A 23,836-nucleotide genomic window follows, 5' to 3' on the forward strand; every position below is an offset into this window, starting at 1 on the left:
TCGGCGGTGCTGCGGCACGCCGGCGCAGCAAAGCGGCCGAGAGAGTGCCGATGAGAGTTCGAACGTCCATGGGACTCCTCCTGAAGAGTCCCCCCAACGATGGAATCTAGCATCACGCTCGGGTGGTCCGCATTTAACTTTGATGCATGCCGAAGGGTCTTGGCCAAGCGCGACGAACCGAGCCAACCTTTTCTGGCGATATGCGTTGTCCCTTGGAAATTCGCTTCAGCGCGGTGGCGCCGGCCGGCTTTCACGCCGCTCGACCCGCCTGAAAGGCAAGCGGAGGATATTTCGCAGTTCCGACCGAGACGCCAAATACTGCCCGCTGAATGAGATCGCGCCGGCCCCATGCGTTTCTAGCCTGGCCGAGGCGCTCTCACGAGCACTGACCATGAGGAGGATCCCATGAAGAAAGCGCTTCTCATCGCGGCTTTCGCTCTGATCCCGGCTCTGCCGGCGGTTGCGCAGACCGCCCAGCAGGGGGACGAGCAACCGACGGATCAGCAGACGCAGAACTGTCAGGCCAAGCCCGACGCCAACGACCAGCAGCAGAAACAGAAGCAAGAGGCCGATACGGATGAACTGTCGAAACAGCTCGGCAATTGCGGCGGCGTGCTGAAACCGCCGCCGACCGGCGACAAGAACGCAACGCCGCCGCCGCCGACAGGCAGCGAGATGCCGGTGATCAAGCCCGGCCAGGTGCCGCCGCAGACRGGCCAATGAGAACTGACCGGTCGACCAAGGTCAGTGTTTGCGCTTTCCGCCTTCTACCGGCTTGACGGTCGAGCCGTGGGCTTCGCGGATCATCTGTAATGCCTCGTCGCGGGTGAGCCCGCATTTGCGGGCAAAATAGGCCGCCTCGAGGATTTCAGCTCGAGATGCTGCCGAAACGCCTGCGGGAGTCTGCCTGTTCTTCTTCTTGGCCATCGGCTCACCGTGCCATGAATCACTTAGTCAGCTAATTATATGTCCGTCGTTTCTTATTGCAAATTCGCCACCGTTTTCGACAGCATCTTCGGGGACCATTGCGCCGGCACCGAATTGTGCCTTGCAGGCCGCGCGAGCCACCGGCTGCCGAACATGTCGAGTCGCCGCTTGTTCCGAAAGATTCCGCGGCGGCATCGCCGGCATCAGCGGGCTCAAAGTCCCGTCGATCCCTCACTAAACCTTAGGAACGAAAGCCAGTTCTGCGAATTGGTATTCCGTCTCGACAGCAACAGGAGGTTACTATGGGACGAGGTATATTGCTTTGGCTGCTGGGGGTTCCAATCCCGATCATCATCCTGCTTATGCTGTTCGCGCGGTAGGAGATGGGTGATGAATTCCGCTGTAACTGACGTCGAACTTTCCGGCGCGACCGAGTCTTCGTCTTCTGCCGTGAGTTGGGGTCCGATCGTTGCGGGAGCCTTCGCCGCGGCGACCCTGACAGTGGTTTTGATGCTGATCGGCTCCGGGTTGGGGCTAACCATGGTTTCGCCCTGGACCGGCGCCAGCGCCTCGACCACCACTTTTGCGGTTTCGGCCGCCGTCTGGTTGATCGTCGTGCAATGGCTGTCGGCCGGGCTGGGCGGCTACTTGACCGGCCGGCTACGGACGAAATGGGTCGGCATTCACGACAACGAAGTCTACTTCCGCGACACCGCGCATGGCTTTCTGGCCTGGGCGCTGGCGACGCTGCTGGTTGCCGGCGTGTTCGGCTCTGCCTTGTCCGCAACAATCGGGGCGGGCGTGCAAGCGGGGTCCAACGTTGCGGCGGGCGCGGCGGCGGGTGCTTCGACGGCAGCCGCGAATGGCGCCGCCGCAACCGACAACAACACCTTGGGTTATTTCATCGACCAGCTCTTCCGCCCGGCCGACACAGGTAACGTCGCCCCAGCCGGCCAGAATGACGCCGGCATGACGGCGCAGGCAACACGCATCCTGGTGGCAAGCGCCGCCAAGGGCGAGGTGTCGGCCGACGACAAAGCCTATCTTGCGAAGCTGGTAGCCTCCCGCACCGGGCTTTCTCAGGCCGATGCCGCCAAGCGCGTCGATACTGTGCTTGGCGGCATTGAAGACGCCAAGAACAAGGCGAAGGCGGCCGCCGACACCGCCAGAAAGGCAGGTGCCACCTTCGCGCTCGTCGGCGCCCTGTCGATGATCGTTGGAGCTTTCATTGCCAGCGTTGCCGGCGCTCTCGGCGGCAGGCAGCGCGACGAAGACGAAGCGCTCTTCGTTCGCGGCTGACAGCCCGGCTGCCTTCGGCATCCCTCGTCAGGTGCGCCCGCTGGCCTTGCCGGCGGGCGTCTATTGTCGCTGGATGCGTCACCAGCCTGGGCGCGATTCCTTCGGCAAACGCGGGTGCGAACGGCCTCACCGAGCCTGCTGACTCTCCCGCCGCTCTTCCTGCCGTTTCTCGATCTCGTAGGAGAGCCAGCGACAGAACATGCCGATGATCGAGGTGGCCGCTCCTCCGAGCAGACAGGCCGTCAGCAAAGGACTTTTCGAGGCGCTGTCCCAACTTACGGTCGCCAGCAGGATCACGCTCACGGTGGAGATCAGATAGCCGGTGCCCTTGAGCAGATGAAGCGAAGATTTGGTCATATTTGCCCGCCTTCAAAATGAATAATCAATGCTGACCGAAGTCGCGCACTATCCCTCCAGACGACCGGTTGGGTGCAGCTCAGGCGTTGACCGCCTTTCTCGTCTTAGGTGCCGCGCAGCGGGCGCAGCACTCACAAGAACCATTGAGCGACCAGACCGAGCGACGACATACSCATTGCCAATGTCGACAGCCAACCCAGCGCGCGCAGCCAGCCCTGGACCGGGAATTCTCCCATGATGTCCTTACGGGCAGCCATCAGCATCATCACGACCATGACCGGCACAGCGCACATGCCGTTTATCACGGCGCTCCAGTAAAGCGCCTTGATCGGGTCGATTGGGGTAAACATGATCCCAGTGCCAAGAGCGGTCGCCGCGGCGAGCGTGGCGTAGAAGGCGGCTGCTTCCTTCGGCTTGCGCTGAAGGCCGACCGGCCAGCGCAGCGCTTCGCCTACTGCGAATGCCGYCGAACCCGCCAGCACCGGCACCGCCAGAAGTCCGGTGCCGATGATGCCCGCCGAGAAGACGATGAAAGCGAATTCTCCAGCCGCCGGTTCCAGCGCCTTTGCCGCGTCCGTTGACGAGGTGATGTCCGTCACCCCCGCCTTGTGAAGGGTCGCGGCGGTGGTGAAGATGATCGCGACGGCGATCAAATTCGAGAACGCCATTCCGACCAGCGTGTCGGCGCGTATCCGCCCGAACGCCCGTGTGGCTTGCCAGGGCGCCCATCGCAGCGGCTCGGCGGTCAGCTTGAGCTCCTCCTCTTCGACCTCCTGCGAGGCCTGCCAGAAGAACAGATAAGGCGAGATCGTCGTGCCAAGGATCGCCAGCAATGTCGTGAAGAAAGCCCCGCTCCATTCGAGGTGCGGAATGAACAGGCCTTTGGCCGCGTCGATCCAGGGCACATTGGCCGCGAACATCGCGATGACGTAGGCAAAAAGGCTCAAGGTGGTCCATTTGAGGACCGTCACGTAGCGGGTGTAGTCGAGGAACACGATCGCCGAGACACAGATGATCGCGAAAGCGACGACATAGAGGGAACTCGGTCCGCCGACGAGCAGTTTCAACGCGTCGGCCATGGCGCTGAGATCGGCGCCGATGTTGATGACGTTGGCAACGAACAGCAGCATCACCACAACGGAAAGCAGCGGGGCCGGATAGTGCCGGCTGAGGTTGCCTGAAATACCCTTGCCCGTGGTGCGGCCAATGCGAGCGGCGATCTCCTGGATTGCCGCCATCAGCGGGAAGGTGAACAGCATGGACCAGCCGATATTGAATCCGAGTTGGGCTCCAGCCTGGCTGTAAGTTCCGATGCCGGAGGGATCGTCATCGGACGCACCGGTGATGAATCCGGGCCCGATCGTGCGAAGGAACCGTTGGAAAGGACCTTTCGCCAACGTGCTGCTTTGTTCTCTATCGATTTGCGAACCGATCCCGGTCATAGGAAGGCCGCCGGCGCGGGGTCGGCCGTGAGCGCGAGGTGCGCCAAGGATTTGGGGCGGCTCTTCCGCATTGCATAAGCACCTGCTAACGAAGRCATAAGGTAACCGGCGGATGAACGATCGGTTCCAGAGTGACGGTCACCTGGGCATGGCCAGCCGAGGTTCCCACCGCATTCGTTCATGGCCCAGAGGTTCTCACCGACGGTCAGAAAACCGTGCGAGGCAGGCATCCGCTGTCCGCTCAATGCGAGAATTTTCGCTTGAAAATTTTCATCCCCTCCACAAGCGAAGCCCTGGCCTCGGCGGCGTTTTGCCAACCCTTAAGCTTGATCTTCTTGCCGGTGCCCAATACCGACGAAAGAAAAAACTGCTCTATCTCCCGGCGAAGATCCTGTGGGACATCGGCGATAGCGACGGGCTCGTCCTGCGCGTCTTCATTGTGCGGGCAGAAGATATACCTGTCGTTACGAACCTTCGAGCCATCGGGGTCCTGCTGCTTCACGCGAAGCGCGCCAAGTAGGTCGCATTTAATAACAACGCCCGGGGCGGCGGCGGCCTGATGGATAACGAGCCCGTCCAGGGGATCACCATCGTCCCCCAACGTGGACGGCACGAAACCCCAATCATAGGGGTAGGTATTTCCCACCGGAAGAGGGCGGGAGTATTCGAACACGCGGGTCTTCCGTTCATAGGCTAGTTTCGCGGCCGATCCCCGCGGCGTCTCGACGACCACACGGAATAGTTTACCAGAGATTGCCGGAAGTTTGAGGTAATCAGCCATTTCAAATCGGGAGCCGCGCCGAGTCAGTTGCGCAAAGTGAACTTTCACCGGCAGGGGAAGGTTCCAGGGCGAGGATGCGTTGCGGATCGTTGAGATCAACCGCGAGCCGATTTCAGCAAACCGATGGCAAAGGATAGCTCGTACGACCGACAACCCTGAACTCGAAAACGCCAGGGCGCAGCCGCGTCGGCGGCCTGTCGGTCAGCTCGACGACCCGAATCCATCTGTCGGCACCGGCGCGCAGCGTGACCTCGACGCCGAGCGCCTTTCGCGCCGCCTCGTACGGCGCCATCGCCTCGACGRCATGGCTTGCAAGGACGGTCTCGCCATCCATCTCTTCCACGCGATAGGCCTTCATTCATCGAATCCCCACCCACAGTTTGGCCGACCGCGGGGCAGAGCAAAATTACATTTGATATTTTGCGCCATGCTGGCGCGTCCGCGGCGCAGCCGGCGCGTGTCCCACCGGCTTATCGGCCGAAGAGGAAGAAGGCCGGCAGCGCGACGAAGATCGGAACCGCAGCGGCTGTCGCGCGGAATGTCTCGGCCCCGTCGGGAAATTCCGTCGCTTTCGCTCCAGCAATGGAACATAACCGCCGGTGGCCGGTTCGGTGCGCGGCGGCTCCCCCGCCGCCATCGGGGTCCCTCCCGATAGAAGCCCGCCCGCTCACCCCTGCGGACGGGCTTCTCTGTGGGGGAGAATTTCTTTCAGCCGTGGGAGAGACCGGCATGGCAGGCAAGACAACGCATGATCAGCAGCAGCGCATCATCGAGGAGCGCGTCAACACCAAGAATGCCGGCAAGGATTTCAATGCCGAGGAGGAACTGAAGCGGCCGCATCAGGAGCGGGCTGCCCGCGCGAAGGGCAATACGTTGAAGCCTGCYGAGAGCGACCTGACCGATCCCGACGRCCGGCAGATGCTGCGCGGCGAAAACCAGGAATCCCCGCACCGGAAACGGCGTTCTGAATGATGCATGTCGCCCGAAAACTGCGCAGCGGTTTTGGCAAGATGCCTTCAGCGGCGATCAGCGCGGCTCGCGCGTCATTGAAAGATAGGTCGGGTCGAACTCGGCGATCTGCTGCAGCTTCTGCCAGTCGAGGATCGTCACCGTATGGTTTGCCCAGGCGATCACGCCGCTGTTGCGCAGCGCGCTGATGACACGGTTCATATGCACCACCGACAGGCCCAGCACGTCGGCGAGCTCGGCTTGCGAAACGGGCAAATGGAAGCTCATGCCGTTGGTGCGCTTCACCACTTGCAGCCTGACGAACAGCTCGCAGAACAGATGCGCCAGATGGGAGACTTTCGAGCGCCGCCCCATGGCGACGATCCACTCGCGGTGGATGGCGCCGTCGATCAGCGTGTCGAGCCACAAGAGCCGCGTCAGGTGCGGTGCCCGCTCGGTGATGCTACGCAGCTTCGAATGGTCGGCCAGGATGACGCGGCAGGGCGAGAGCGCGATGACGCCGTGGTCCATCGTCTTCAGCAGAAAGGCATAGAGGTCGACGAAATCGCCTGGAATCTGCAGCGATGTGAATTGCCGGCCGCCATCGGCAAGCACCTTGTAACGCGCGGCGAGTCCGTCGAGGATGAGCGTGCTGTAGGCCGGCCGCGATCCGGACGCGACGATGTCCTGCCCGGCGGCGAAGCTGCGCTCGCCCGTCATCAAATTGCCGAGCAGGGATTGCTCATCATCCGACAGGCTGTCGTGCTGGCCGAGATTCAGGAAAAGCGATTCAAGCATTCATGTCTTCCATGAGCGGGCCGAGCGGCCCGGTCACAGGGGATGTCACAAGTGATTCAAAACAGGCGCGTTTGACGAGGTATGGGGTTGTTAGACACAGTGCGCTAACATTTGATAACTCGGCGCTTTTTCTCGGGCGAAATGCCGATTGACGCATTGCGGCCGGTGCCGCCGGATCGCTCGTCCGCCGCGCCTTTCTGGAAGCGACGCAAGGTGGCGCGCCGGGAGCGTCGCGAAGGCAAGCCGATCCGGATATTCCTGCGTGCCGGCCTCATCGAACCTTGCGCCGGCCGAGGAGTTGCATGCCGGCTTCATGGCCAAAGGAATATCGCGCGGCGGCGGATTTTGTCGCCGCGGCCTATCGTCCCGAACAGGACGAGGCCGGGCTGGAGACGATCGAGAGGGCGGCCGACCGGGTTCTTGAGGAAACCGGCATCCGCTTTCTGGACGATCCGCAGACCATCGACGTTCTCAAGCAGGCCGGTGGCGTGGCGACCGGAGATGTCGTGCGCCTGGACGGGGCCGAGTTGCGCCGCGTCATACGCCGGCATGCGCCGGCAAAGTTTCTGCTGCGCGGCAGGAATCCGGCGCGGGATACGCCGGTCGGCGCAGGCGCACCGCCGGTCTTCGCGCCGATCTACGGCGCGCCCAATGTCGTGCTCGACAACGGGGCGAGAGAGGCGGGAAGCCGGCGGATCTACGGCGAACTTGTCGCCGCCGCGCATGCCGCGCCGGGGCTCACCAACACCGGGCAGATGATCTGCGTCATGGAGGACATCCCCGAGGATCGGCGGCCGTTGGAGATGCTGCTTGCGCATCTCAGCCGCTCCGACAAGCCGTTCATGGGCAACATCGCTTCGCCGGCCGCCGCCGAAGCGGTAATCGACCTGACCGCCGCGGCGGTCGCGCGGCCGGCCTCTGCCGGCGAGTGCAACCTTCTCCACCTGATCAACGCCACGCCGCCGCTCACCTATTGGCCGAACCCATTGAAGTGCCTGCGGGCAATCGCGCTGAAGGGCGAGGCGAGCATGGTTTCGTCCTACATGATGATGGGCGCGACGTCGCCCGTCACCGTGGCCGGCGCGCTTATCCAAGGCTATGCGGAGGTGCTTGCCGGACTTGCGCTGGCGCAGATCTGGCGTCCGGGCGCGCCGGTCGTGATGGGCATCCTAGCCTATCCTTTTGATATGCGCCGGATGCTGCCCAGCTTCGGCGATCCGGCCTCCCAGCTCGTTCAGTTCTACGCGGCCGAGCTGGGCAGGCGGCTTGGYGTGCCGATACGGGGCGATGGCGCGATCACCTCGGCCAAGATCGACGACGCGCAATCCGGTGCCGAAGGGGGCAGGGTACTCTCGGCCTCGGTGGCCTCCGGCGCGAGYTTCATCCTCCACGCCTCCGGTTGGCTGGAGCAGGGCCGCACGGTGTCGTTCGRAAAATTCGGTCGCGATGCCGCTGCTCTGGCTGAACTCGGCAAGCCGACCGAGCCGCCGCCCCTGCCGCTTGACCGGGACATCGAGACTGAAATATRCAGCCGCATTACGCGGCTTTGACCTGCCAAAGAAAAGGGCGYCGTCGCGAGACAGCGCCCTTCCTGGTTACCCCAGTCGGCTTTTACCATCCTTGGCGGTCGTACCAGTCGTCGATGTCGCGGCGCACGCGATCCTTCTCGAGGCCGTAGCGTTCCTGGATCTTCCCTTCAAGCTGATCGCGTTTTCCCGCGATGCGGTCGAGGTCATCGTCGGTTAGCTTGCCCCACTGTTCCTTGACCTTGCCCTTCATCTGTTTCCAATTGCCTTCGACGCGGTTCCAATCCATTGCCTTACCTCCTGTTGAACACGAGTGGCTAACGATGGCGCGGTCGCGAGGTTCCTGCCGCAAAACGTTTGTTGGCCGGCAGGCTTGGCAGCGTCACGGGTCTGCCGGCGCGGCGACCGCGCTAGTGAAAATTGCAGGGCGTTGCGGGAACATTCGGCTTGCGCGGATGTTCTTGGATGCAGATGGCGCGCAGCCCCGCTCCCCCCCCGCGAAAAGCGCGCCACCGACCGGGTTCAGACCCGAGCAGCCCGCCTCGGCCGTCCCTCGCCGGGGCGGGCTTCATATTGATGATTGGAAGGATCATGCTTCACCGGGCAGCCAAGATCGCTGAGCAGGCTCATRGCGGCCAGAAAGACAAGACCGGACGACCCTACATCGAGCATTTGAGGCGGGTCGCCGATGCCGTCGAGACGCTGGACGAAAAGACCGTCGCCTATCTGCATGATGTCGTCGAGAAAGGTGAGGGTTGGAGCCTCGAGCGGCTCGAACAGGCCGGCTTCAGTTCATCCGTTGTCGCGGCCGTCGACGCGCTGACGAAACGGATGGACGAAAGCGAGCAGGGGTTCATCTGCCRCGCAGCCTCGAACGCGCTCGCCAGGTCGGTCAAGGAAGCTGATCTGAAAGATAATCTATGGCAGGCACATCAGGCAGGGCTTTCTCCAGCCAGATATGAAACCGGCCTCGTGGTGCTCCATGGATTGAACGCCAGCGCCTAGAGCAATTCCAGGAAAAGTACGAAGCGGTTTTCCGTCCGGAATTGCGTAAGAACAAAGGGATAGAGCGGTTCGCCGTTTCCGCGAACGGTGGAACGCACCAAGCCCTGTCGAAGGCTGATGTAACGAGTATTATTTCGGAATCCCTTGCGAATGTCCGAATTAAGCGCTATCTATCAACAATCGATCTTGTTGAACGAACGTTGTTTTCGCGCCAAAGCGCCCGACGATATTCCCTCTCAATTTCGAAGAATACGGCGTTTGGTCAGGTGGCCAAGCGACGATAATTTACGTCGATTTGAAAGGAAATCGCAATGAGCTCTGGGACCGTGAAGTTTTTCAATGCCACCAAGGGCTTCGGCTTTATCGAGCAGGGCGGCGGCCAGCCCGACGTGTTCGTGCACATCTCGGCCGTGGAGCGCGCTGGACTGCGCTCGCTGGTCGAGGGCCAGAAGGTCAGCTTCGACATCGTGAAGGATGCTCGCAACGGCAAAAGTTCTGCCGAAAACCTGCAAGCCGCCTAAACATAACGCCTCCGGGTTCTTGACCACGGATGTACTGGCACCAGCCTCGGAGGCGCGTTGGAGAAGGTCGGGCTTTGCCCGGCCTTTTTTGATCAAGGAGAAGAAATGAAGTCCCTATCGGATAGCAGTCTGTTCAAGCCGGTTYCGTCTCGAACGGAAGCCAAAACCGACATGACATCTCGCGTCGCGCGGCAGATCCTGGACTTGGAAGCAACTGCCAGGGAGGCCAAGACGAAGCGATTGCGCGCTGCCAGGCTGGCGCAGGAAGCCGACGCGCCCGCGGTCCCGCCGAAGAAAGCCGTTTCGAAGCGAAACAAGAAGGCGTGAGCACGAGTCTAGCGCGTGCTTAGATGATCCTGCGCTATTTCCGCGTCAACTGCAGCAGATCGCTGGTGACATCGCCGCAAGTGTGACCATCCAACATCTTCTCGAGATCGTTGCGGTTGTCTTGGCTAAAGTCGCCGGGCATATCAAGCGCCGCCAGGCCATCGTCATCGAACTCGATCGGCGCAGCGTAAAGCTGCGCGATCTGTAACACCAGGTCCTCGATGTCTTCGCGGGCGATGTTCTCGGCCAGGTTGTTCAGCCTAATCTCTTCCGAAAGCCGGATGATGTTGACGATGCCTTTGATCCGCAGGGCCTGTTGGACCCTGCGGTGCGCATCATCGCGCAACTGAATGGAGAATCGTCGGAACATGGAATGCCTCCTTTCTTGGAGGATATCCCTCGATCGCCATCATGCGTCCCACAGCCGCGAATAGCAAGAAAAAAAGTAAAAAAAGAAAAAATAATCAATAAGTTAGCATAGAGCAACAAATGTGGTTTCGACCCATCGTTGGTATGGTTAGTTTGTGCCCTCTTTCACAGCTTAAGCATCCTTGACGTGCTATGCGGCGAACCCTACTTCTACTCACAGCGAGGCATTTACTCATTCTTGGCATTTTTGTCAGTGAGAGAGGCAGGCATGGCTGAACTCGAACGGCCGCAAAGATTGCAGATCATGCTGACCGACGAGGAATTGGCGGCGCTGGAGAACTGGCGTTTCGAAAAGCGCATGCCAAGCCGATCGGCTGCGGTGCGTGAGCTTTTGCGCCGCGGGCTTGCATCGGATGGGTTCTTGACTGCCGGCGCAGGCGCGAAGTCGCAGGATTTTGGCGTGATAGCCCAGGACAGGAAGGTCGGCAATGGCTCCAGCGACTCTAAGCCATAAGCAGATGCACCCGAGYCGTTGCCTTGATGTCTATCGGCCCTAGCTAATGCACATGACCGATCCGGGGGGGATTTTCCGACAGAATGCCAATGCCGATGCGCGCCTCGCGGCGATCGTCGATTCATCCTACGACGCCATCATCGGCAAGAATCTCAACAGCATCATCACCGATTGGAACCAGGCGGCCGAGCGTATGTTCGGCTACAGCGCCGAGGAGGCCGTGGGCCAATCCATACTGATGCTGCTCCCCGAGCATATGCACAACGAAGAAGCCGAAATCATCGGCCGCATCCGTCGGGGCGAGGGGGTGGGGAGCCACGAGACGACGCGCAAGCGCAAGGATGGCTCGCTGATCGCCGTGTCGATCACCGTCTCGCCGATCAGGAACAACACAGGCGAGATCATCGGCGCCTCGCAGATCGCCCGCGATATCTCCGCCGCCAAGGAAAGCGAGCGCCGCATCCGCCTCCTGATGCGCGAGGTCAACCACCGCGTGAAGAACCAGTTCGCGGTGATCCTGTCGATGGTCAGGGAAACCAGCAAGCGCTCGACCGACCCCCGCGAGTTCGAGGAAATGATCCGCGCCCGCATCATGGCGCTGTCGCGCTCGCACGACCTTCTGGTCACCACGGAATGGGCCGGCGCCAGCCTGTTCGACCTTGTCCAGGAACATTTGAAGCCCTTCGGCCATGAAGACCGCATCTCGCTTTCCGGACCGCTTCTAACGCTGCAGTCGAATGCCGTGCAGAATCTTGGCATGGCCTTCCATGAACTCGGCACCAACTCGTCCAAATATGGCGCGCTGGCCTCGGAGGGCGGCCATATCGAAATCACCTGGAAGGTTAAAACCGGCCCCGAAGCGCAGCGACGCTTTCATCTTGTCTGGCACGAGACATCCGCGGGGGCGGCAACCGCGCGGAAGGCGCCCGAACGCAAGGGGTTCGGCACCGTGGTGCTGCAGCGGGTGGCCCCGCAGTCGCTGAGCGGTTCCTCCAGCCTCGAACGCTCGCCCGAGGGTGTGAAGTGGGCACTTGAGGCGCCGCTCGAGGCGATCGTCGTGCCGCAGCTCGGCGCTGAAGATGGCAGTGATTTCAAGGGCTAAGGTGCCTGCGCGGGCGGTCCTCCCTTGTAGCTCTGTAAAGATGGATTACATCATGTAACAGAGCGTGTGATCGCACGCTCAGGTAGGTTGCTTTGGTCAAGCTTCATCCATGGAGGTTGTCATGGCAATGATGGAAGCAAGAAAGAGTCTCGACTGGATCACTCTGGTCCTCGCGATCTGCCTGTTCATCTCACCCTGGGTCATCGGATTCACCGCGGCGATGGTGCCCGCGTGGAACGCCTGGATTGTCGGCGTTCTTCTCGGCGCGCTGGCGCTGGCGACGCTTTCGGTGTTCGCCGAGTGGGAAGAATGGGCAAGTGTGGTCCTTGGGCTTTGGCTGATCGTGTCGCCCTGGTTGCTACGCTTCGCGGCTGACACGCATGTCATGGCCACGCATGTCGTCCTCGGCGTGCTGGTGGTCGCGGCATCGGCTTGGGCCGTCTGGGACTTCCGTCATCCCCACGCGCATGCGTGAGGGGTGACTGAATGGGAGCCCGCCGCGTGAGCGGCGAGCTCCTCGGACTTTGATCTCTTGGGCATGGGGCAAGGCGGCTGTTGCGGTGGCTTCACGCAATTGCTGCAACCGGAAACCTTTTCGTGCATTCTTGGGAATGGCCCCGATGCTCCAGCCCGACACCCCCGCCAAATGCTGCTCCTATTGCGGCGGCCGCGACCATGATTTCGAGGAATGTCCGAAACGCAAAGCCGACGCCGAATGGGAGCGCGAGACGGCGCGGGTTGCCGGCGTTAAACCTCCGCTCGCCGAGGAAGATGTATCGGCAAAGTCCTGAGGCTGCGGTCCTCCAGCGCTGCGATCATTCCGCACTTTAACCCTAAGCGCACGCCCCGCGGCGCCCGCGATGAATGTCCCGCACCGCCATAGAGGTCAGGGCGGCCGCCGCCCAAGCCCTGACTTTTTCTGGGACGATCGAAGAACGGCGTTGAACCGGTCTATAGTCTCGGACCGGGGGTGCGCGGGTGGCGGATATCATCTCGATCAGAACAAGTGCGGAGCCTGCCGGGGCGCTGTCGGGGGGACGCTTGCGGCTGATTGCCTTCGTGGCGATCGCTGCCTTCATGATCGCCGGTCCGGTCGCGGAACAGGTCTTCGGCGTGCGAACGGCATTGCTGCGCTCCTGGACCATGTTCAGCGCGATCGGGCTCGGTGTGATCGACGCTTCCTTCGAGATCCGCTGACCCGATGGCGCGCTTGTTCCGCTCGACCGGTTCGAGATGCTTGGCGCGCCTCRCAACGGGGGGCTGAAATGGATCCAAAGCCGCGAGGACCTGGCTTCTGTCATCAGGCGGCTCTGCGCTGTCGCCGGGCAGGGCGCCGACATCCGTGTCCGTGCCAGGCTTGGCATTCGCGGCGGGTGGCAGACCATCCATACCGATGACCAAAATGCCTGCGCGGACTGACTTGATCGCCGACTGGCGGAACTGGCGTTCGGCATCCGCCTGGGCCGCGCGCTTCGTTGGCTGGGCGGTCGAGACGGAGGGCTCGTCGCGTTCGTCCGCGTTGATCCGCATCGGCCTGGCAATGCTGTTCTGGTCGCGCTGGGCCGGCGAGTTGCTGCTCTATATGGACCGATCGCCGGCCGGCCTGTTTCTGGCGGCCAACTTCTTCGTCGCCACCGCGCTGCTCTTCATCGGCTATCACAGCCGCGCCGCCGCCGTCTGGGCGGGCGCGGTCGGACTGGCGATGTACTATTATTTCGGCTTCCAGCTTGGCCGCGAGCCCTGGACCCACCACCATACCTATCTGCTTGCCGTCGCGGCGCTCCTGATCGCGCTCACCCCTTGCGGCCGCTCCTATTCGCTGGATCGCTATCTGGCGGTGATGCACGCCGAGCGTATGGGTGTTCYGCCGCTGGCGGAGCGCGGCAATCTATGGGGGCTACGACTGATCGTGGTGCAGCTCTCGGTGCTCTATTTCTTCGCCGCCTTCGACAAGTCGAACCACGCTTTTCTCAGCGGCGCGCGCCTCGAGCAGATATTCCTCTGGTACTATGCGGGTTCGGATTACCCGGCCGGCCTTGCCTGGCCGGCCACCATGGCGTCCGTCGCCGTGGTCGCGCTTGAATATTGCTTGGCTCTTGGCCTGCCGTTTCGCCRCAGCAGGCGCTTTCTGGTCGTGCCTGGCCTGGCGTTTCACGCCATCATCTATGTGACGCTGCCGGTCTATACGTTCAGCGCCACTATGGCGTTGCTCTATCTCGCCTATTTCGATGCGGATGCCGTCGACAAGGTAATCGCGCGTCTCCACGGAACCGGATCGGCAGCGACTGCCAGAGGGGAAATTTCGTGAAGCGTGGTTTGTTGTTTCCGGGCGCCGTCGCCGTCGCGGTGGCCATGAGCCTGGCCATGGACTGCAGCGTAGCGCATGCTGGCGGTGCCGAGGACTATTATCCCAAGCGCGTATGGGGTTCCTTCGAAGGCGGGCAGATGAACACCTCGCTGCTTGTGTTCCGCGACCTTAACAGGAACGGCGTCTACGATCTGGGCGACCGGCCGATGTCGCGCGTGGCCGTCGAGCTCGACAAGCCGAACGGCAGCACGATCATGCGCCTGACCAATGTCGACGGCTTCGCGAATTTCCGCATGTCGGTCAGCCAGCGTGATTTCGAAGTTGTCGATCCCGGGCACTATGCGTTCCGCGTCGTGCCACCGCCGGGGTATACTGTCACCACCGGCAATGCCTCGCAGGAAAGCGACTATGTCGTTTCGCCCGGATCGCCGGGCGACATGATTGCAAGGACCACCACGCATCCGGTCGGTCTCGCGGCGGACCTGACGATGGGCGGCGCGGCCGCCGCCGGATCGCGCGTGTCCCTCACGGGGCCCGACGGCGTAACGTCCGCCGCCAAGGTCGGCCTCGACGGGCGCTTCAGCGCAGCCGTCACGCCAGGCGAATGGCTGGTCGATTTTTCGGCCGGCGGAGCGACTGAGCGGAGGCATGTCGTCGTCGGCTCGGCGCCGGTAATACTCTCGGCGTTTTCCGGCCTGGGCAGATCGGCCGAGGCGCCGCTGCCCAACCAGCATGTCGTCGGCTTCGACGACTTGATGACGTCGCCCGGCGTGTTCGAAATTCCGTCCGGTTACGGCGGGCTCAACTGGTACAACCTCGTTGCCATGCACCAAAGCTTCACCGCTGGCCCGGGCTACGTCAACACCACCATGTCGGGCGAGTTCATCGCCTATAACAGCTCCGGCCACCCGGCGCAGGTGTTCAGCGACAAGCCGTTCGATTTCACCGGCGCCTATTTCGGCGCCGGCTGGGACGATGCGGAGGGCGAGACGCTGATCCTCAAAGCATGGCGGGGCGATGAGCCCGCCTATGAGGACCAACTGGCGCTGTCCGCCAACGGCCTTGTCTATTTCGCGGCCGACTACAGCCRCATAACGAGGCTTGAGATCCGCACGCTGCATTACTGGCAGGCCGCGATCGACGATTTCGCTTACCGCACCGGGCCGTAGCGCGATCAGCAGAGTGGCCGCTGCGTTCAGGCATGAAGCGCGTCCTTTGGTCGGCTTCTGCGCGAGTGCGTAAAGGCCAGGCCGCGTCAGCAGGACGATCTCGGRGAAGTTCCGCAGGAACGCGGGCCRCCGTCCGAATGCCCGGCGCCGTCGTTGTGATGGCCGGTGCCGCCATTGCCTCCGGAACTGCCGTTCCCGCCGGAGCTGCCGTTTCCACCCGGGCTGCCGTTGCCACCGGAGCCGCCATTGCCTCCCGAGCCGTTGCCACTGGAACCGCCATTCCCAGCAGAGCCGCCGTTGCCCCCTGAACCGGTCCCGCCGGAACCACCGTTCCCGCCACCATTTCCAGCGCCGCCGTTTCCGGCGGAGCCGCCGTTTCCGGCGGAGCCGCCGTTTCCGGCGGATCCGCCATTGCCGCCGGAGCCGCCGTTGCCGCCATTCCCTCCGTTGCCGCCAGCGGAACCACCGTTGCCGCCGTTCCCGCCAGCGGATCCGCCATTRCCACCGTTGCCGCCGTTCCCGCCAGCGGAGCCGCCGTTGCCGCCATTTCCTCCGTTGCCGCCATTCCCTCCGTTTCCGCCAGCGGAGCCGCCATTGCCGCCGTTGCCGCCATTTCCGCCGGTGGCCTGGGCCAGAAGAGCGCGCTTGGCCTCCTGCAGCAGGGCTTTCCGATCTATGGACTGGTGGAGCCCGTCTCGCGACTCCGGCAGGACCGACACCGCGCGCGTTGTGATCGGCAGCAGCATGGTCGATGCCAGCACCGCCGCTGCCAGAATGGGAAGGGATCGCCGCCTTATGCCGGCATTGCCCGTGAAGGCCAAACCGAAGCGTCCTGCCGACACTCGCCTGGCAGGCTCGGAACCTGTTTCGATCGACATGATACCAGTCACCCGCGTAACCCGGGCGGGACTATAGACGGGTTGAACCTTTGTTCTCGACCATCCCAGAAATAGTCATCTGGTCGACGCGGCGGCCGCTCGTCCGGCGTCCTCGGTTCATTTGTCGTGCGCGCCTCTCACCCGCGCTGCCGCCTCGGCAAAGGAGATCTCGCCCTTGATCTCGCGCATCRCCATCGAGGTCACCGTGCGGCGCACGCCGGGCAGGCGGCTGAGCTCCTCGCGCAGCATGCGGTCGAGCGCCATCATGTCGACGGTGACGATCTGGAGCAGATAATCGGCTTCGCCCGTGGTGGCGTAGCAGCGGCGGATCAGCGGGTGCTTCTTCACCGCCGCCTCGAAGRCATCCGACACCTCGAAATCGATCGACACCTGAATGAAGGCCTCGATGCCGAAGCCGATCCCGGCCGGGTCGACGCGGGTCGAATATCCGCGGATAATGCCGGCCTCTTCCAGCRCCTTCACCCGTTTCCAGCAAGGCGTCTTGCTCAATCCGACCTCCTCGGCGAGCGCGCCGAAGGAGATGCGCGCGTCGCGCTCAAGCGCAGCGACTATTCTGCGGTCGAGTGCATCCAGCGTCATTCGTTCTCCAATATGGCAGAAGACGTCGACAATCGTCCTTCGTTTTGTGCCATTTGAACAACAGAAAGGAACAATGTTCAAGCCGAAAGCGCTATCCTTGTCGCCAGTCGAAACCCGACGCGAGGAGGACGAGCCATGGACAAGACGGACTATCACGCCCGCATCGAGGCGCCCGAAATGCGCGACTACGGCGTTTATCTGAAATGCGACCAGCTGCTCGCCTGCCAGAAGCCGCTCGCCGARATGGTCAATGCCGACGAATTGCAGTTCCAGATCGTGCATCAGGTCGAGGAGCTTTGGATGAAGCTTATCGCCTACACGCTGGTCGACGTGCTCGACTATCTGGAGAGGCAGGACACCCACCGCATCGTCACGCTGATGGGCCGCGTGCACCGGTTGATGCGCATGATGACGGCGCAGCTCGATCTTCTGGAGACGATGTCGCCCAAGGAGTATCAGCAGATCCGCCTGCAGCTCGGCAATGGCAGCGGCCAGGAATCACCGGGTTTCAAGCTCTTGCTGCGCCTGCCGCCGGATCTTTGGCGGGCCTTCAAGCATGCCTATTGCGACGGCCGCGGGCTGACCGTGGAGGATATCTATGACGAGCATTACGACCACGGTGATTCCTATGTCGTGGCCGAGGCGCTGATCGAGTTCGACGAGCTGTTCCAGAAATTCCGCGCCAACCACCTTTATCTGATCCACCGCTCAATCGGGCTGGGCGCCAAGTCGCTGAAGGGACGGCCGGTGGAAATCCTCGAAGGCGGCGCCCGCCATCGCTTCTTCCCCGAGCTCTGGGACATACGCTGCGACATGACCGACCGCTGGGGCGCCGAATACGGCATCGTGCGGGATTCAATCAGCCATCCGCCGCAGGCAAAGGCGGGGTAAGGGCGCAACCTTCCTCGCCCCGCGCGAAGCGGGGGGAGAGGTGGCCGCGCAGCGGCCGGAGAGGGGCCCTCGTAGAGTGCCGACTAGATGGGGTTCGCCGCTTGGCGTTTGTCCCACCATCGCTGGCGCAGCCCCCTCTCCGTCGCGGCTTCGCCGCGCCACCTCTCCCCCGCCTGTGGCGGGGGCGAGGAAAAGGGCGCCTCGAAAAATCTTCCCCACCCCTGTCGGAATCCTCTCCCTCCGCCCGTCCTTGGGGCATCGACCGCTTCAACAATCCGGAGGGACACTCGTGGAAAACACACAATCGACCTGGCAGACCGTCGCCATTCTCATTGCCCGCCTGATCTTCGCCGCCATGTTCGCGATGGGCGTCGCCTTCAAGCTCATGGATATGGGCGCCACTGCCGGCTACATCGCCGCCGCGGGCTTTCCGTTCCCGCTGTTCCTGGCCTGGTGTGCGGCGATCCTCGAAACGCTGCTGGTGATATCCTTCCTCACCGGCGCTTATCTGACACCGTTGGCGCTGATCGGCGCGGTTTACGTCACCTTCCTTGGCTTTGCCTTCCACGGCCCGTCGCACTGGGCCGGAAACCAGGCCGAGTTCGGCGCCTTCATGTCGCATTTCCCCTTCGCCGCCGGCCTGCTCTACGCCGCGGCGCACGGCCCCGGCAGCGTTCTTGCGCTGCGCCAGGGCTGGCCGGGCAGGGCATGACCCTTTCCTTCTCCCCGTTCCACGGGGGTGAGGCGTGGTCCGCGTTAGCGGACGAAAAGCCAATTGCTTGGCTTTTCGAACAACGAACGCCCGGAGCGAAAGCGCAGGGCTGTCGTGCCCCGAAGGGCGGATAAGGGGCGGCGCCCACATACAAGGCAAGGCGCCTGCCCGCCTTCACATCTGATCGTTATACGGCTCCTTCATCTGCCCGACCATGCGCGCCAGCTTGGAGAAGGACGGCATGTCCGCTTCCGGCTGGCACTGGTTGGCAAGCTCGAGCAGCCGGATTGGGAAGTTGACGGCGTCACGGCTCGATGCCGACATCCCTTCCGACCGGTCCTCACCCGTCTCGACGGCCTCGGCTTTACRCAGTGCGATATCGATTTCCTCGACTGTGAGCACACCTTTCTTGACGAGCACGTGGTTGATCGCGGCGACGGCCATCAGCAGGCCCTCGAGTTGCAGATTGGCGACGTTCATGGCGTTCCTCCCATTGACCTCGCCTCAAGAACGCATGAGGGGCGTTTCCGATCCGGGTGGAAGCCTATGCGGCTAAGCCTCCATCCACCGCTCGCCATATTCGCTCCAAAGCTGCCTGATCTCGCGATTGCCGAGCGGYGGCGTCTGGCGGTCGCCATAGAAAACGGCGACRGCACTGAGGTCGTACTGGCCCTCGGCCTGGGCGATGAGGCGGATCGCTTCGCCGAGTGGTCTCGAATGGAAGATCGGATCGRCCTGGCCCCGGCCCAGGCTGCGAACGCCCGAAATGCTTGCAGGCACATGCCGCATCCGAAAGACGGATGCCATGGCAGGTCTGTCCATGCTGCTCTCCGCGATTCCCTGAGGGAATGATCCCATAAGCTCCGGCTAATGACCAGCCCGGGGACAACCAGCCACAGCAGAGGGCAGGGAGCAGCACAACCTTGAAACGAAAAGACCTGATATAGAAAGAAAAAGGCCGAGCGCGACGGCCTTTGCCTCCGCGCGGCCGCCGCGAGGCGCTCACCGCCATTGCTCGGTTCGGCCGCTRCAGCCGGGACCGGAAAGGTCTACCTGTRCCAGCGACGCAGCCAGTCCGGCTCGGGGTCGGCGTTTCGGCTGATCGCCATGCCGGCCAGCAATCCGACCAGTCCGCCGATCAGCATTGCCGTCGAGAAGGTGCCGGGGTTCTGCTGCACCGTTTCCGAAACGCTATGTGCCTGGGTGCGCAACTGGCTCGCCGCGCGCGACGCGCGATCGGAGGCGCCGCTGTAGAGGGACGAGGCACGATCGGCCGCGCTTCGGTACCAGCCCTGCGCGGTCTCGGCAGCATCCTCGGCCTGTTCCGCAAGCGCGCGGTTCAGCCGGTTCACCTCGCGCTTCAGCTCGGCGATCTGCTTTTTCATCGCGTCTTCGGACGCTTTCGCGGCCCGCGTGTTGCCACGCGACGCGGCGCTGCTGCGCGATGYGCTGCTGCTGCGCGCGGCCGTGGTTTTCGGATTGCCGTCGGCTGAATTGGCGGTGCTAGTGTCGTTGTCTGCCATCGGTTTCTCCTTTTTGCCTCCTGGAACGGCCAAGGCGTCGCATGGTTCCGCGCCGCATGATCCGAGCCCCGTGCCCGCCCGGCCAGAAAACAGAGCCGCGGAGCGTGCTCCGCGGCCCTTGCTTCAAGCCCGGCGCCCGTTACTTGCCGCAATTCTTGTCATTGACGTTCGGCTCCATCGTGCCGGCGGTCGAGTTGTTCGCATCGCCCACCGTGCCCTGCGGGCTGTTCGGGCAGTTCTTGTCGGCGTTCGAATTCATGTCGCCGCCGCTGATGCTGCCGGTCGTGCCGGTGTCAGGCGGCCCCATCTGGTCAGGCGATGGCGTGGCCGGCGTCTTCGGGTCGACCGTGATGGTCTGGCCGCTGCCGCCGCCATTGTTTCCGGCGGTGCCGGCGGTCTGGCCCATCGCCGCCGTGGCGAGACCGATCGTCAGGGCCGAAGCTGCAAGGATCTTCATAAGCATGATCTTCTCCTCTGTGCGAGACGGTTCGTCTGTCGCGTTGCGACTAAGGGTGGAACCCGTCGGACCAAGGTTGGTTCCGACAAAATTCCCTTCGGCTTTCGGCTGCAGGGCCCGATCCATGGCTGTGGCGAGGCGCGCCTCGCCCACAGGGGTCGGGCCAAGCGGATTTGGAGAAATAGGAAAGTTTGCCTAAACCCTATTGCCGGGTGAGGGCAGCTATGCTACTATTCTGTCCATGGTGCTGATTTGCGCCAACGGCCCGCCGCAAGGCGGGTTTTTTGTTTCAAGCACTGGCGGGACAGAGGGGCGCGAGGGAACGCCGCCTCATCCATTCCATCTGCACATCGAGGCCTCCATGCCACGTTACGCCACCATCGTCACCGCCGATGACGGCGCCGAGATCGTCAGCGCCATCGGCGAGTTCGAGAGCGCAAGCCTGCCGCTCAGCTCAGGCCGCATTGAGCAGGTTGCGCCCGGCGTGCRCATCGGCATGGTGCGTGGCGGCATGGTCGATGCCGTCGCCGGTTTCGGCTTTCCGCGCCAGGGCCCCAGCCCCTCGGCAGCTCGCGTTGCCATCGCGACGTTGGAAGCAATGACCGCGCCGGCGGCCGACGGCGAGCCCGCCAGGCCGGCACGTGCCAAGCCGCGCAGGAAACCCGCGCGCAAGGTCCGCAAGGCGAAGGCGGCAAAGGCCGCGTCATCCGTCCYGGCTGCCCATGGCTGACGAAAACGAGGCCCGCCGCAGGCCCGCTGGCGCGAAGCGGGCAGGGCGAAAGCCGCAGGCTCGCCGCGTCGATGTTGCTTCGCCCAATCGCCCGAAGCGCTCGCGAAAGACGCTCGTCGACGACTTCGCCGCTGCGCTGCGCGCCGACTTCCGCGCCCATGGCGCCGGCGTCATCGCCGCGGTGCGGGCCGAAAAACCGGAGCAATACCTGAAGGTCGTGCTGACGCTGCTGCCCAAGGATTTTTCRCAGGATTTCGATGCCGATAAGAACAGTCTCGACCGGTTGAGTGATGACGAGATCAAGAGCCGAATCCGCGGCCTCGAAGCGAGTCTGCGGCCTTTCCTCAAAGAAGATGCCGGCCTCGAAGGAGATGCGGGCGTATCTGGCCCTTCTGGAGGAACTGGAACGGCGGCGGCGCGGCAATAGCCTAGCGGTCTACAAGCCCTACGACAGGCAGGCCGAATTTCACGCAGCAGGAGCAACGAACCGCGAGCGCCTGTTCATGGCCGGAAACCAGCTCGGCAAGACCAGGGCAGGGGGCGCGGAATGGGCCATGCACCTCACCGGCCGCTATCCCGACTGGTGGGTGGGCAAGATGTTCGACCAACCCGTCAGGCTGTGGGCCGCCGGCGTCACCGGCGAAGGCACGCGCGACAACCCGCAGCGCGTGCTGGTCGGCCCGCCCCAGCAGCAGGGCGAATGGGGCACCGGCATGATCCCAGCCGACGCCATCGCCGACACGGTGATGGGCCGCGGCGCGCCTGGTGCGCTGGACAGCGTCGTCGTGCGCTGGGGTGGCGGCGGTGACGTCCAGGCCGGCGAAAGCGTGCTCTCCTTCAAGAGCTACGAGAAGGGCCGCGAGAAATGGCAGGGCGAGACGCTGCATGGCGTCTGGTTCGACGAGGAACCGCCGCTGGACATCTATTCGGAAGGCCTGACCCGCACGAATGCGACGGATGGCATCACGATCGTGACGTTCACGCCGCTGCTCGGCATGAGCGATGTGGTGCTCAGGTTTTTGAGCGTGGAGGCGATTCAGGGCCTGGGTTCCTCGCCTCCGCAAGGCGGGGTGGCCGCGTAGCGGCCGGAGAGGGGCCTTCGTAGGGCGAAAGCTCTACGAATAGCTTTCCGCTCTTTCATCAAAGCCAGGCACTGCTCCCCTCCGTCGCGGATTCRCCGCGCCACCTCCCTCACTTGCATGGAGGCGAGGAATCTGGAGCTCAAAGGGCAGATGGAGCCGGATCAGGGGTAATGGCTGCCCGCAAGCTGCCTGGCGCGAGCCTTAGGATCGGTTGCTTTACGGGTGAGCGGTTGACACCATATCCTTTCGTCGCCCGTGATCTGATTGAACCAGACATTGCATACTTTGTTCGGTGTGTCCGGGGTGCAGACTTTGCGTTGGAACCCCCTCAGCTCATACATCCTGCAAGTCTGCTTGCTCGTGTCATAAGGCACGTTCGATTGGCAAGCCGAGGCGCTTGCGGCAATGGCTATTACGATTGCTATGCGGACCATGTTTCCCCCAAGTCCCGCGCCAACGTCGCACTCATTCGCTGAGTTATCAACTCTGAACCTCTACTTGAGCACATAATAATGACGCGCCACGTTACCTTCATGACCATTGACGATGCCGGGCACTATTCGCCCGAGCAGCGCGCCGAGATCATCGCGGCATACCCCGAGCATGAGCGTGAAGCCCGCGCGAAAGGCATCCCTGTTCTCGGGTCAGGCCGGATCTTTCCGGTGCCTGACGAGCTGATCGCCTGCGAACCGTTCAAGCTGCCCCGCTGGTGGCCGCGCATCGGCGCGCTCGATTTCGGCTGGGACCATCCTTCCGCCGCCATCGAGCTTGCCTGGGATACCGAGGCCGACGTCGTTTACGTGACCAAGGCCCATCGCGCGTCCCAGCAGACGCCCGCCATGCAGGCGCTGTCGCTGAAGGCGTGGGGCGAATGGCTGCCCTTCGCCTGGCCGCGCGACGGCCGCCGCGAAACGCTGGAAGGCGCCGGCGTGGCGCTCGCCAAACAATACGCTGCGCATGGGCTGAACATGCTTACCGGCCACGCCCGCTTCGCGGATGGCTCCGTCTCGGTCGAGGCMGGCCTGATGGACATGCTCGACCGCATGCAATCCGGCCGCTTCAAGGTGKTTTCCACGCTCCACGCCTGGTTCGAGGAATTCCGGCTCTACCATCGCAAGAACGGCCAGGTGGTCAAATTGCGCGACGACCTAATGGCCGCGACGCGCTACGGCGTGATGATGCTGCGCGAGGCGATCGTCGACCCGGCGGAGTTCAAGGCGGCTCGACGGCCAGCGGGGCAGAGCGATCCGCTGGGGGCGTTTCGCTAGGGGGATTCGCCCTCTCACTTCGTCATACTCGGGCTTGACCCGAGTATCCATGCCGTGACCCCCGCCGTGGAGCACAACGGCGCAGAATTCTGTAACCGTAGCAACGCCTTAGCGTCATGGCATGGATCCTAGGGTCTGCGCTCGTCGCTCCGCTCCTTGCTTCGCCCTAGGATGACGTGGCTCCTGCAGCCGGCGCCTCATCCACAACGCTGGCGCCTTCTCGCCCCCCGAAATCCTCGATCCGACAGCCCCTGCAAGCGGCAACCGATGCGCCATGCATCGGCCGTGCCGCCGGCGGCGCG

The 23,836-nt window shown here is 63.1% G+C and carries 35 protein-coding genes; 20 read left to right on the forward strand and 15 right to left on the reverse strand.

The window, feature by feature from the left end; genetic code table 11:
• Positions 1 to 405 precede the first annotated feature (405 nt).
• Positions 406 to 723, forward strand: a complete 318-nt coding sequence (locus LCM4576_RS05905; RefSeq protein WP_071030951.1) for a hypothetical protein — start codon at positions 406 to 408, stop codon at positions 721 to 723.
• A 21-nt stretch (positions 724 to 744) separates the two neighbouring features.
• Here LCM4576_RS05905 and LCM4576_RS34495 read toward each other — a convergent pair whose 3' ends face one another.
• Both LCM4576_RS34495 and LCM4576_RS37695 read right to left on the reverse strand, forming a co-directional pair.
• Positions 745 to 927 (reverse strand): hypothetical protein, encoded by a 183-nt coding sequence (locus tag LCM4576_RS34495; RefSeq protein ID WP_083354669.1) that lies wholly within the window; start codon positions 925 to 927, stop codon positions 745 to 747.
• 212 nt (positions 928 to 1,139) lie between these two features.
• Positions 1,140 to 1,394, reverse strand: a complete 255-nt coding sequence (locus LCM4576_RS37695) for a DUF1524 domain-containing protein (protein WP_407067361.1) — start codon at positions 1,392 to 1,394, stop codon at positions 1,140 to 1,142.
• Between LCM4576_RS37695 and LCM4576_RS05910 the strand changes: the two genes are divergently transcribed.
• The gene (locus tag LCM4576_RS05910; protein ID WP_071030952.1) at positions 1,318 to 2,226 is read left to right on the forward strand and encodes a hypothetical protein; all 909 of its coding nucleotides are present in this window, start codon (positions 1,318 to 1,320) and stop codon (positions 2,224 to 2,226) included. The genes LCM4576_RS37695 and LCM4576_RS05910 overlap by 77 nt on opposite strands.
• 126 nt (positions 2,227 to 2,352) lie before the next feature.
• Here LCM4576_RS05910 and LCM4576_RS05915 read toward each other — a convergent pair whose 3' ends face one another.
• From LCM4576_RS05915 to LCM4576_RS05930, 4 genes are all read right to left on the reverse strand, one after another.
• Positions 2,353 to 2,583, reverse strand: coding sequence for a hypothetical protein (locus LCM4576_RS05915; protein WP_041012457.1), 231 nt, complete (start codon positions 2,581 to 2,583; stop codon positions 2,353 to 2,355).
• Between the two features lie 131 nt (positions 2,584 to 2,714).
• A complete protein-coding gene (locus LCM4576_RS05920; RefSeq protein ID WP_071030953.1) occupies positions 2,715 to 4,025 on the reverse strand; it encodes an NRAMP family divalent metal transporter in 1,311 nt (436 codons plus the stop codon).
• A gap of 241 nt (positions 4,026 to 4,266) precedes the next feature.
• Positions 4,267 to 4,905 carry an inorganic diphosphatase gene (locus tag LCM4576_RS05925; protein WP_244508255.1) on the reverse strand — a complete coding sequence of 213 codons (639 nt, stop codon included), beginning with the start codon at positions 4,903 to 4,905 and terminating at the stop codon, positions 4,267 to 4,269.
• A 13-nt stretch (positions 4,906 to 4,918) separates the two neighbouring features.
• On the reverse strand, positions 4,919 to 5,164 hold the full coding sequence (locus LCM4576_RS05930; RefSeq protein WP_071030955.1) for a hypothetical protein: 246 nt from the start codon (positions 5,162 to 5,164) through the stop codon (positions 4,919 to 4,921).
• Between the two features lie 371 nt (positions 5,165 to 5,535).
• On the opposite strand from LCM4576_RS05930, the gene LCM4576_RS05935 reads away from it, so the two are divergent.
• The gene (locus LCM4576_RS05935; RefSeq protein WP_071030956.1) at positions 5,536 to 5,778 is read left to right on the forward strand and encodes a hypothetical protein; all 243 of its coding nucleotides are present in this window, start codon (positions 5,536 to 5,538) and stop codon (positions 5,776 to 5,778) included.
• Positions 5,779 to 5,832: 54 nt separating this feature from the next.
• On the opposite strand, the gene LCM4576_RS05940 is transcribed toward LCM4576_RS05935, so the two are convergent.
• The gene (locus LCM4576_RS05940) at positions 5,833 to 6,552 is read right to left on the reverse strand and encodes a Crp/Fnr family transcriptional regulator (RefSeq protein ID WP_040980750.1); all 720 of its coding nucleotides are present in this window, start codon (positions 6,550 to 6,552) and stop codon (positions 5,833 to 5,835) included.
• Positions 6,553 to 6,854: 302 nt separating this feature from the next.
• On the opposite strand from LCM4576_RS05940, the gene LCM4576_RS05945 reads away from it, so the two are divergent.
• On the forward strand, positions 6,855 to 8,102 hold the full coding sequence (locus LCM4576_RS05945) for a trimethylamine methyltransferase family protein (RefSeq protein ID WP_071030957.1): 1,248 nt from the start codon (positions 6,855 to 6,857) through the stop codon (positions 8,100 to 8,102).
• Between the two features lie 61 nt (positions 8,103 to 8,163).
• On the opposite strand, the gene LCM4576_RS05950 is transcribed toward LCM4576_RS05945, so the two are convergent.
• Positions 8,164 to 8,367 carry a CsbD family protein gene (locus LCM4576_RS05950; RefSeq protein ID WP_040980754.1) on the reverse strand — a complete coding sequence of 68 codons (204 nt, stop codon included), beginning with the start codon at positions 8,365 to 8,367 and terminating at the stop codon, positions 8,164 to 8,166.
• 176 nt (positions 8,368 to 8,543) lie between these two features.
• Between LCM4576_RS05950 and LCM4576_RS05955 the strand changes: the two genes are divergently transcribed.
• From LCM4576_RS05955 to LCM4576_RS05965, 3 genes are all read left to right on the forward strand, one after another.
• Complete coding sequence (locus tag LCM4576_RS05955; protein ID WP_320411840.1) at positions 8,544 to 9,083, forward strand: HD domain-containing protein; 540 nt, start codon at positions 8,544 to 8,546, stop codon at positions 9,081 to 9,083.
• A gap of 311 nt (positions 9,084 to 9,394) precedes the next feature.
• A complete protein-coding gene (locus LCM4576_RS05960) occupies positions 9,395 to 9,604 on the forward strand; it encodes a cold-shock protein (RefSeq protein WP_040980758.1) in 210 nt (69 codons plus the stop codon).
• 105 nt (positions 9,605 to 9,709) lie between these two features.
• Positions 9,710 to 9,931, forward strand: a complete 222-nt coding sequence (locus LCM4576_RS05965) for a hypothetical protein (RefSeq protein ID WP_071030959.1) — start codon at positions 9,710 to 9,712, stop codon at positions 9,929 to 9,931.
• Between the two features lie 34 nt (positions 9,932 to 9,965).
• Here the strand turns inward: LCM4576_RS05965 and LCM4576_RS05970 are convergent, their stop codons facing one another.
• Complete coding sequence (locus LCM4576_RS05970; RefSeq protein ID WP_071070748.1) at positions 9,966 to 10,301, reverse strand: hypothetical protein; 336 nt, start codon at positions 10,299 to 10,301, stop codon at positions 9,966 to 9,968.
• 267 nt (positions 10,302 to 10,568) lie between these two features.
• On the opposite strand from LCM4576_RS05970, the gene LCM4576_RS05975 reads away from it, so the two are divergent.
• The 7 genes from LCM4576_RS05975 (at position 10,569) to LCM4576_RS06010 (ending at position 15,393) form a co-directional block, all read left to right on the forward strand.
• Positions 10,569 to 10,814: a hypothetical protein gene (locus LCM4576_RS05975; RefSeq protein WP_041009559.1), complete on the forward strand. Its 246-nt coding sequence runs from the start codon at positions 10,569 to 10,571 to the stop codon at positions 10,812 to 10,814.
• Between the two features lie 52 nt (positions 10,815 to 10,866).
• Entirely contained in the window at positions 10,867 to 11,916 is a 1,050-nt protein-coding gene (locus LCM4576_RS05980; RefSeq protein ID WP_040981054.1) for a sensor histidine kinase, read from the forward strand.
• A 121-nt stretch (positions 11,917 to 12,037) separates the two neighbouring features.
• Complete coding sequence (locus tag LCM4576_RS05985; RefSeq protein ID WP_040981056.1) at positions 12,038 to 12,391, forward strand: SPW repeat protein; 354 nt, start codon at positions 12,038 to 12,040, stop codon at positions 12,389 to 12,391.
• 145 nt (positions 12,392 to 12,536) lie between these two features.
• On the forward strand, positions 12,537 to 12,707 hold the full coding sequence (locus tag LCM4576_RS36485) for a hypothetical protein (RefSeq protein ID WP_157901201.1): 171 nt from the start codon (positions 12,537 to 12,539) through the stop codon (positions 12,705 to 12,707).
• A 187-nt stretch (positions 12,708 to 12,894) separates the two neighbouring features.
• Positions 12,895 to 13,113, forward strand: coding sequence for a hypothetical protein (locus tag LCM4576_RS05995; RefSeq protein WP_071030961.1), 219 nt, complete (start codon positions 12,895 to 12,897; stop codon positions 13,111 to 13,113).
• Between the two features lie 205 nt (positions 13,114 to 13,318).
• Positions 13,319 to 14,224 (forward strand): HTTM domain-containing protein, encoded by a 906-nt coding sequence (locus LCM4576_RS06005; RefSeq protein ID WP_157901202.1) that lies wholly within the window; start codon positions 13,319 to 13,321, stop codon positions 14,222 to 14,224.
• A complete protein-coding gene (locus tag LCM4576_RS06010; protein WP_131803221.1) occupies positions 14,221 to 15,393 on the forward strand; it encodes an SdrD B-like domain-containing protein in 1,173 nt (390 codons plus the stop codon). Before LCM4576_RS06005 ends, LCM4576_RS06010 begins: the two co-directional genes overlap by 4 nt.
• A gap of 86 nt (positions 15,394 to 15,479) precedes the next feature.
• Here LCM4576_RS06010 and LCM4576_RS36750 read toward each other — a convergent pair whose 3' ends face one another.
• Both LCM4576_RS36750 and LCM4576_RS06020 read right to left on the reverse strand, forming a co-directional pair.
• Positions 15,480 to 16,271: a hypothetical protein gene (locus LCM4576_RS36750; protein WP_071030965.1), complete on the reverse strand. Its 792-nt coding sequence runs from the start codon at positions 16,269 to 16,271 to the stop codon at positions 15,480 to 15,482.
• 117 nt (positions 16,272 to 16,388) lie between these two features.
• Complete coding sequence (locus LCM4576_RS06020) at positions 16,389 to 16,871, reverse strand: Lrp/AsnC family transcriptional regulator (protein WP_071030966.1); 483 nt, start codon at positions 16,869 to 16,871, stop codon at positions 16,389 to 16,391.
• A 135-nt stretch (positions 16,872 to 17,006) separates the two neighbouring features.
• On the opposite strand from LCM4576_RS06020, the gene LCM4576_RS06025 reads away from it, so the two are divergent.
• Together LCM4576_RS06025 and LCM4576_RS06030 are read left to right on the forward strand one after the other, a co-directional pair.
• Complete coding sequence (locus LCM4576_RS06025) at positions 17,007 to 17,762, forward strand: tryptophan 2,3-dioxygenase family protein (RefSeq protein WP_071030967.1); 756 nt, start codon at positions 17,007 to 17,009, stop codon at positions 17,760 to 17,762.
• Positions 17,763 to 18,051: 289 nt separating this feature from the next.
• Entirely contained in the window at positions 18,052 to 18,474 is a 423-nt protein-coding gene (locus LCM4576_RS06030) for a DoxX family protein (RefSeq protein ID WP_041009567.1), read from the forward strand.
• A gap of 174 nt (positions 18,475 to 18,648) precedes the next feature.
• Here LCM4576_RS06030 and LCM4576_RS06035 read toward each other — a convergent pair whose 3' ends face one another.
• From LCM4576_RS06035 to LCM4576_RS06050, 4 genes are all read right to left on the reverse strand, one after another.
• On the reverse strand, positions 18,649 to 18,954 hold the full coding sequence (locus LCM4576_RS06035; protein WP_071030968.1) for a hypothetical protein: 306 nt from the start codon (positions 18,952 to 18,954) through the stop codon (positions 18,649 to 18,651).
• Between the two features lie 72 nt (positions 18,955 to 19,026).
• A complete protein-coding gene (locus tag LCM4576_RS06040) occupies positions 19,027 to 19,296 on the reverse strand; it encodes a hypothetical protein (RefSeq protein WP_071030969.1) in 270 nt (89 codons plus the stop codon).
• A 227-nt stretch (positions 19,297 to 19,523) separates the two neighbouring features.
• The gene (locus LCM4576_RS06045) at positions 19,524 to 19,997 is read right to left on the reverse strand and encodes a hypothetical protein (protein WP_083361329.1); all 474 of its coding nucleotides are present in this window, start codon (positions 19,995 to 19,997) and stop codon (positions 19,524 to 19,526) included.
• A 139-nt stretch (positions 19,998 to 20,136) separates the two neighbouring features.
• The gene (locus tag LCM4576_RS06050; RefSeq protein WP_040980781.1) at positions 20,137 to 20,460 is read right to left on the reverse strand and encodes a hypothetical protein; all 324 of its coding nucleotides are present in this window, start codon (positions 20,458 to 20,460) and stop codon (positions 20,137 to 20,139) included.
• A 355-nt stretch (positions 20,461 to 20,815) separates the two neighbouring features.
• On the opposite strand from LCM4576_RS06050, the gene LCM4576_RS06055 reads away from it, so the two are divergent.
• The 4 genes from LCM4576_RS06055 to LCM4576_RS06065 all read left to right on the forward strand — a co-directional run bounded on the left by LCM4576_RS06055 (position 20,816) and on the right by LCM4576_RS06065 (position 23,534).
• Positions 20,816 to 21,184, forward strand: a complete 369-nt coding sequence (locus LCM4576_RS06055; RefSeq protein ID WP_071031025.1) for a hypothetical protein — start codon at positions 20,816 to 20,818, stop codon at positions 21,182 to 21,184.
• Positions 21,177 to 21,611, forward strand: coding sequence for a hypothetical protein (locus LCM4576_RS34505; protein WP_244508253.1), 435 nt, complete (start codon positions 21,177 to 21,179; stop codon positions 21,609 to 21,611). The genes LCM4576_RS06055 and LCM4576_RS34505 overlap by 8 nt, the downstream gene beginning before the upstream one ends.
• Entirely contained in the window at positions 21,556 to 22,266 is a 711-nt protein-coding gene (locus LCM4576_RS06060) for a terminase large subunit domain-containing protein (protein ID WP_371410033.1), read from the forward strand. Before LCM4576_RS34505 ends, LCM4576_RS06060 begins: the two co-directional genes overlap by 56 nt.
• Before the next feature lie 512 nt (positions 22,267 to 22,778).
• Positions 22,779 to 23,534: a terminase large subunit domain-containing protein gene (locus LCM4576_RS06065; protein WP_071030971.1), complete on the forward strand. Its 756-nt coding sequence runs from the start codon at positions 22,779 to 22,781 to the stop codon at positions 23,532 to 23,534.
• Positions 23,535 to 23,836: the final 302 nt, after the last annotated feature.

The sequence above is a fragment of the Mesorhizobium sp. LCM 4576 genome, assembly GCF_001854815.1.
GTDB classification, from domain to species: Bacteria; Pseudomonadota; Alphaproteobacteria; order Rhizobiales; family Rhizobiaceae; genus Mesorhizobium; species Mesorhizobium plurifarium.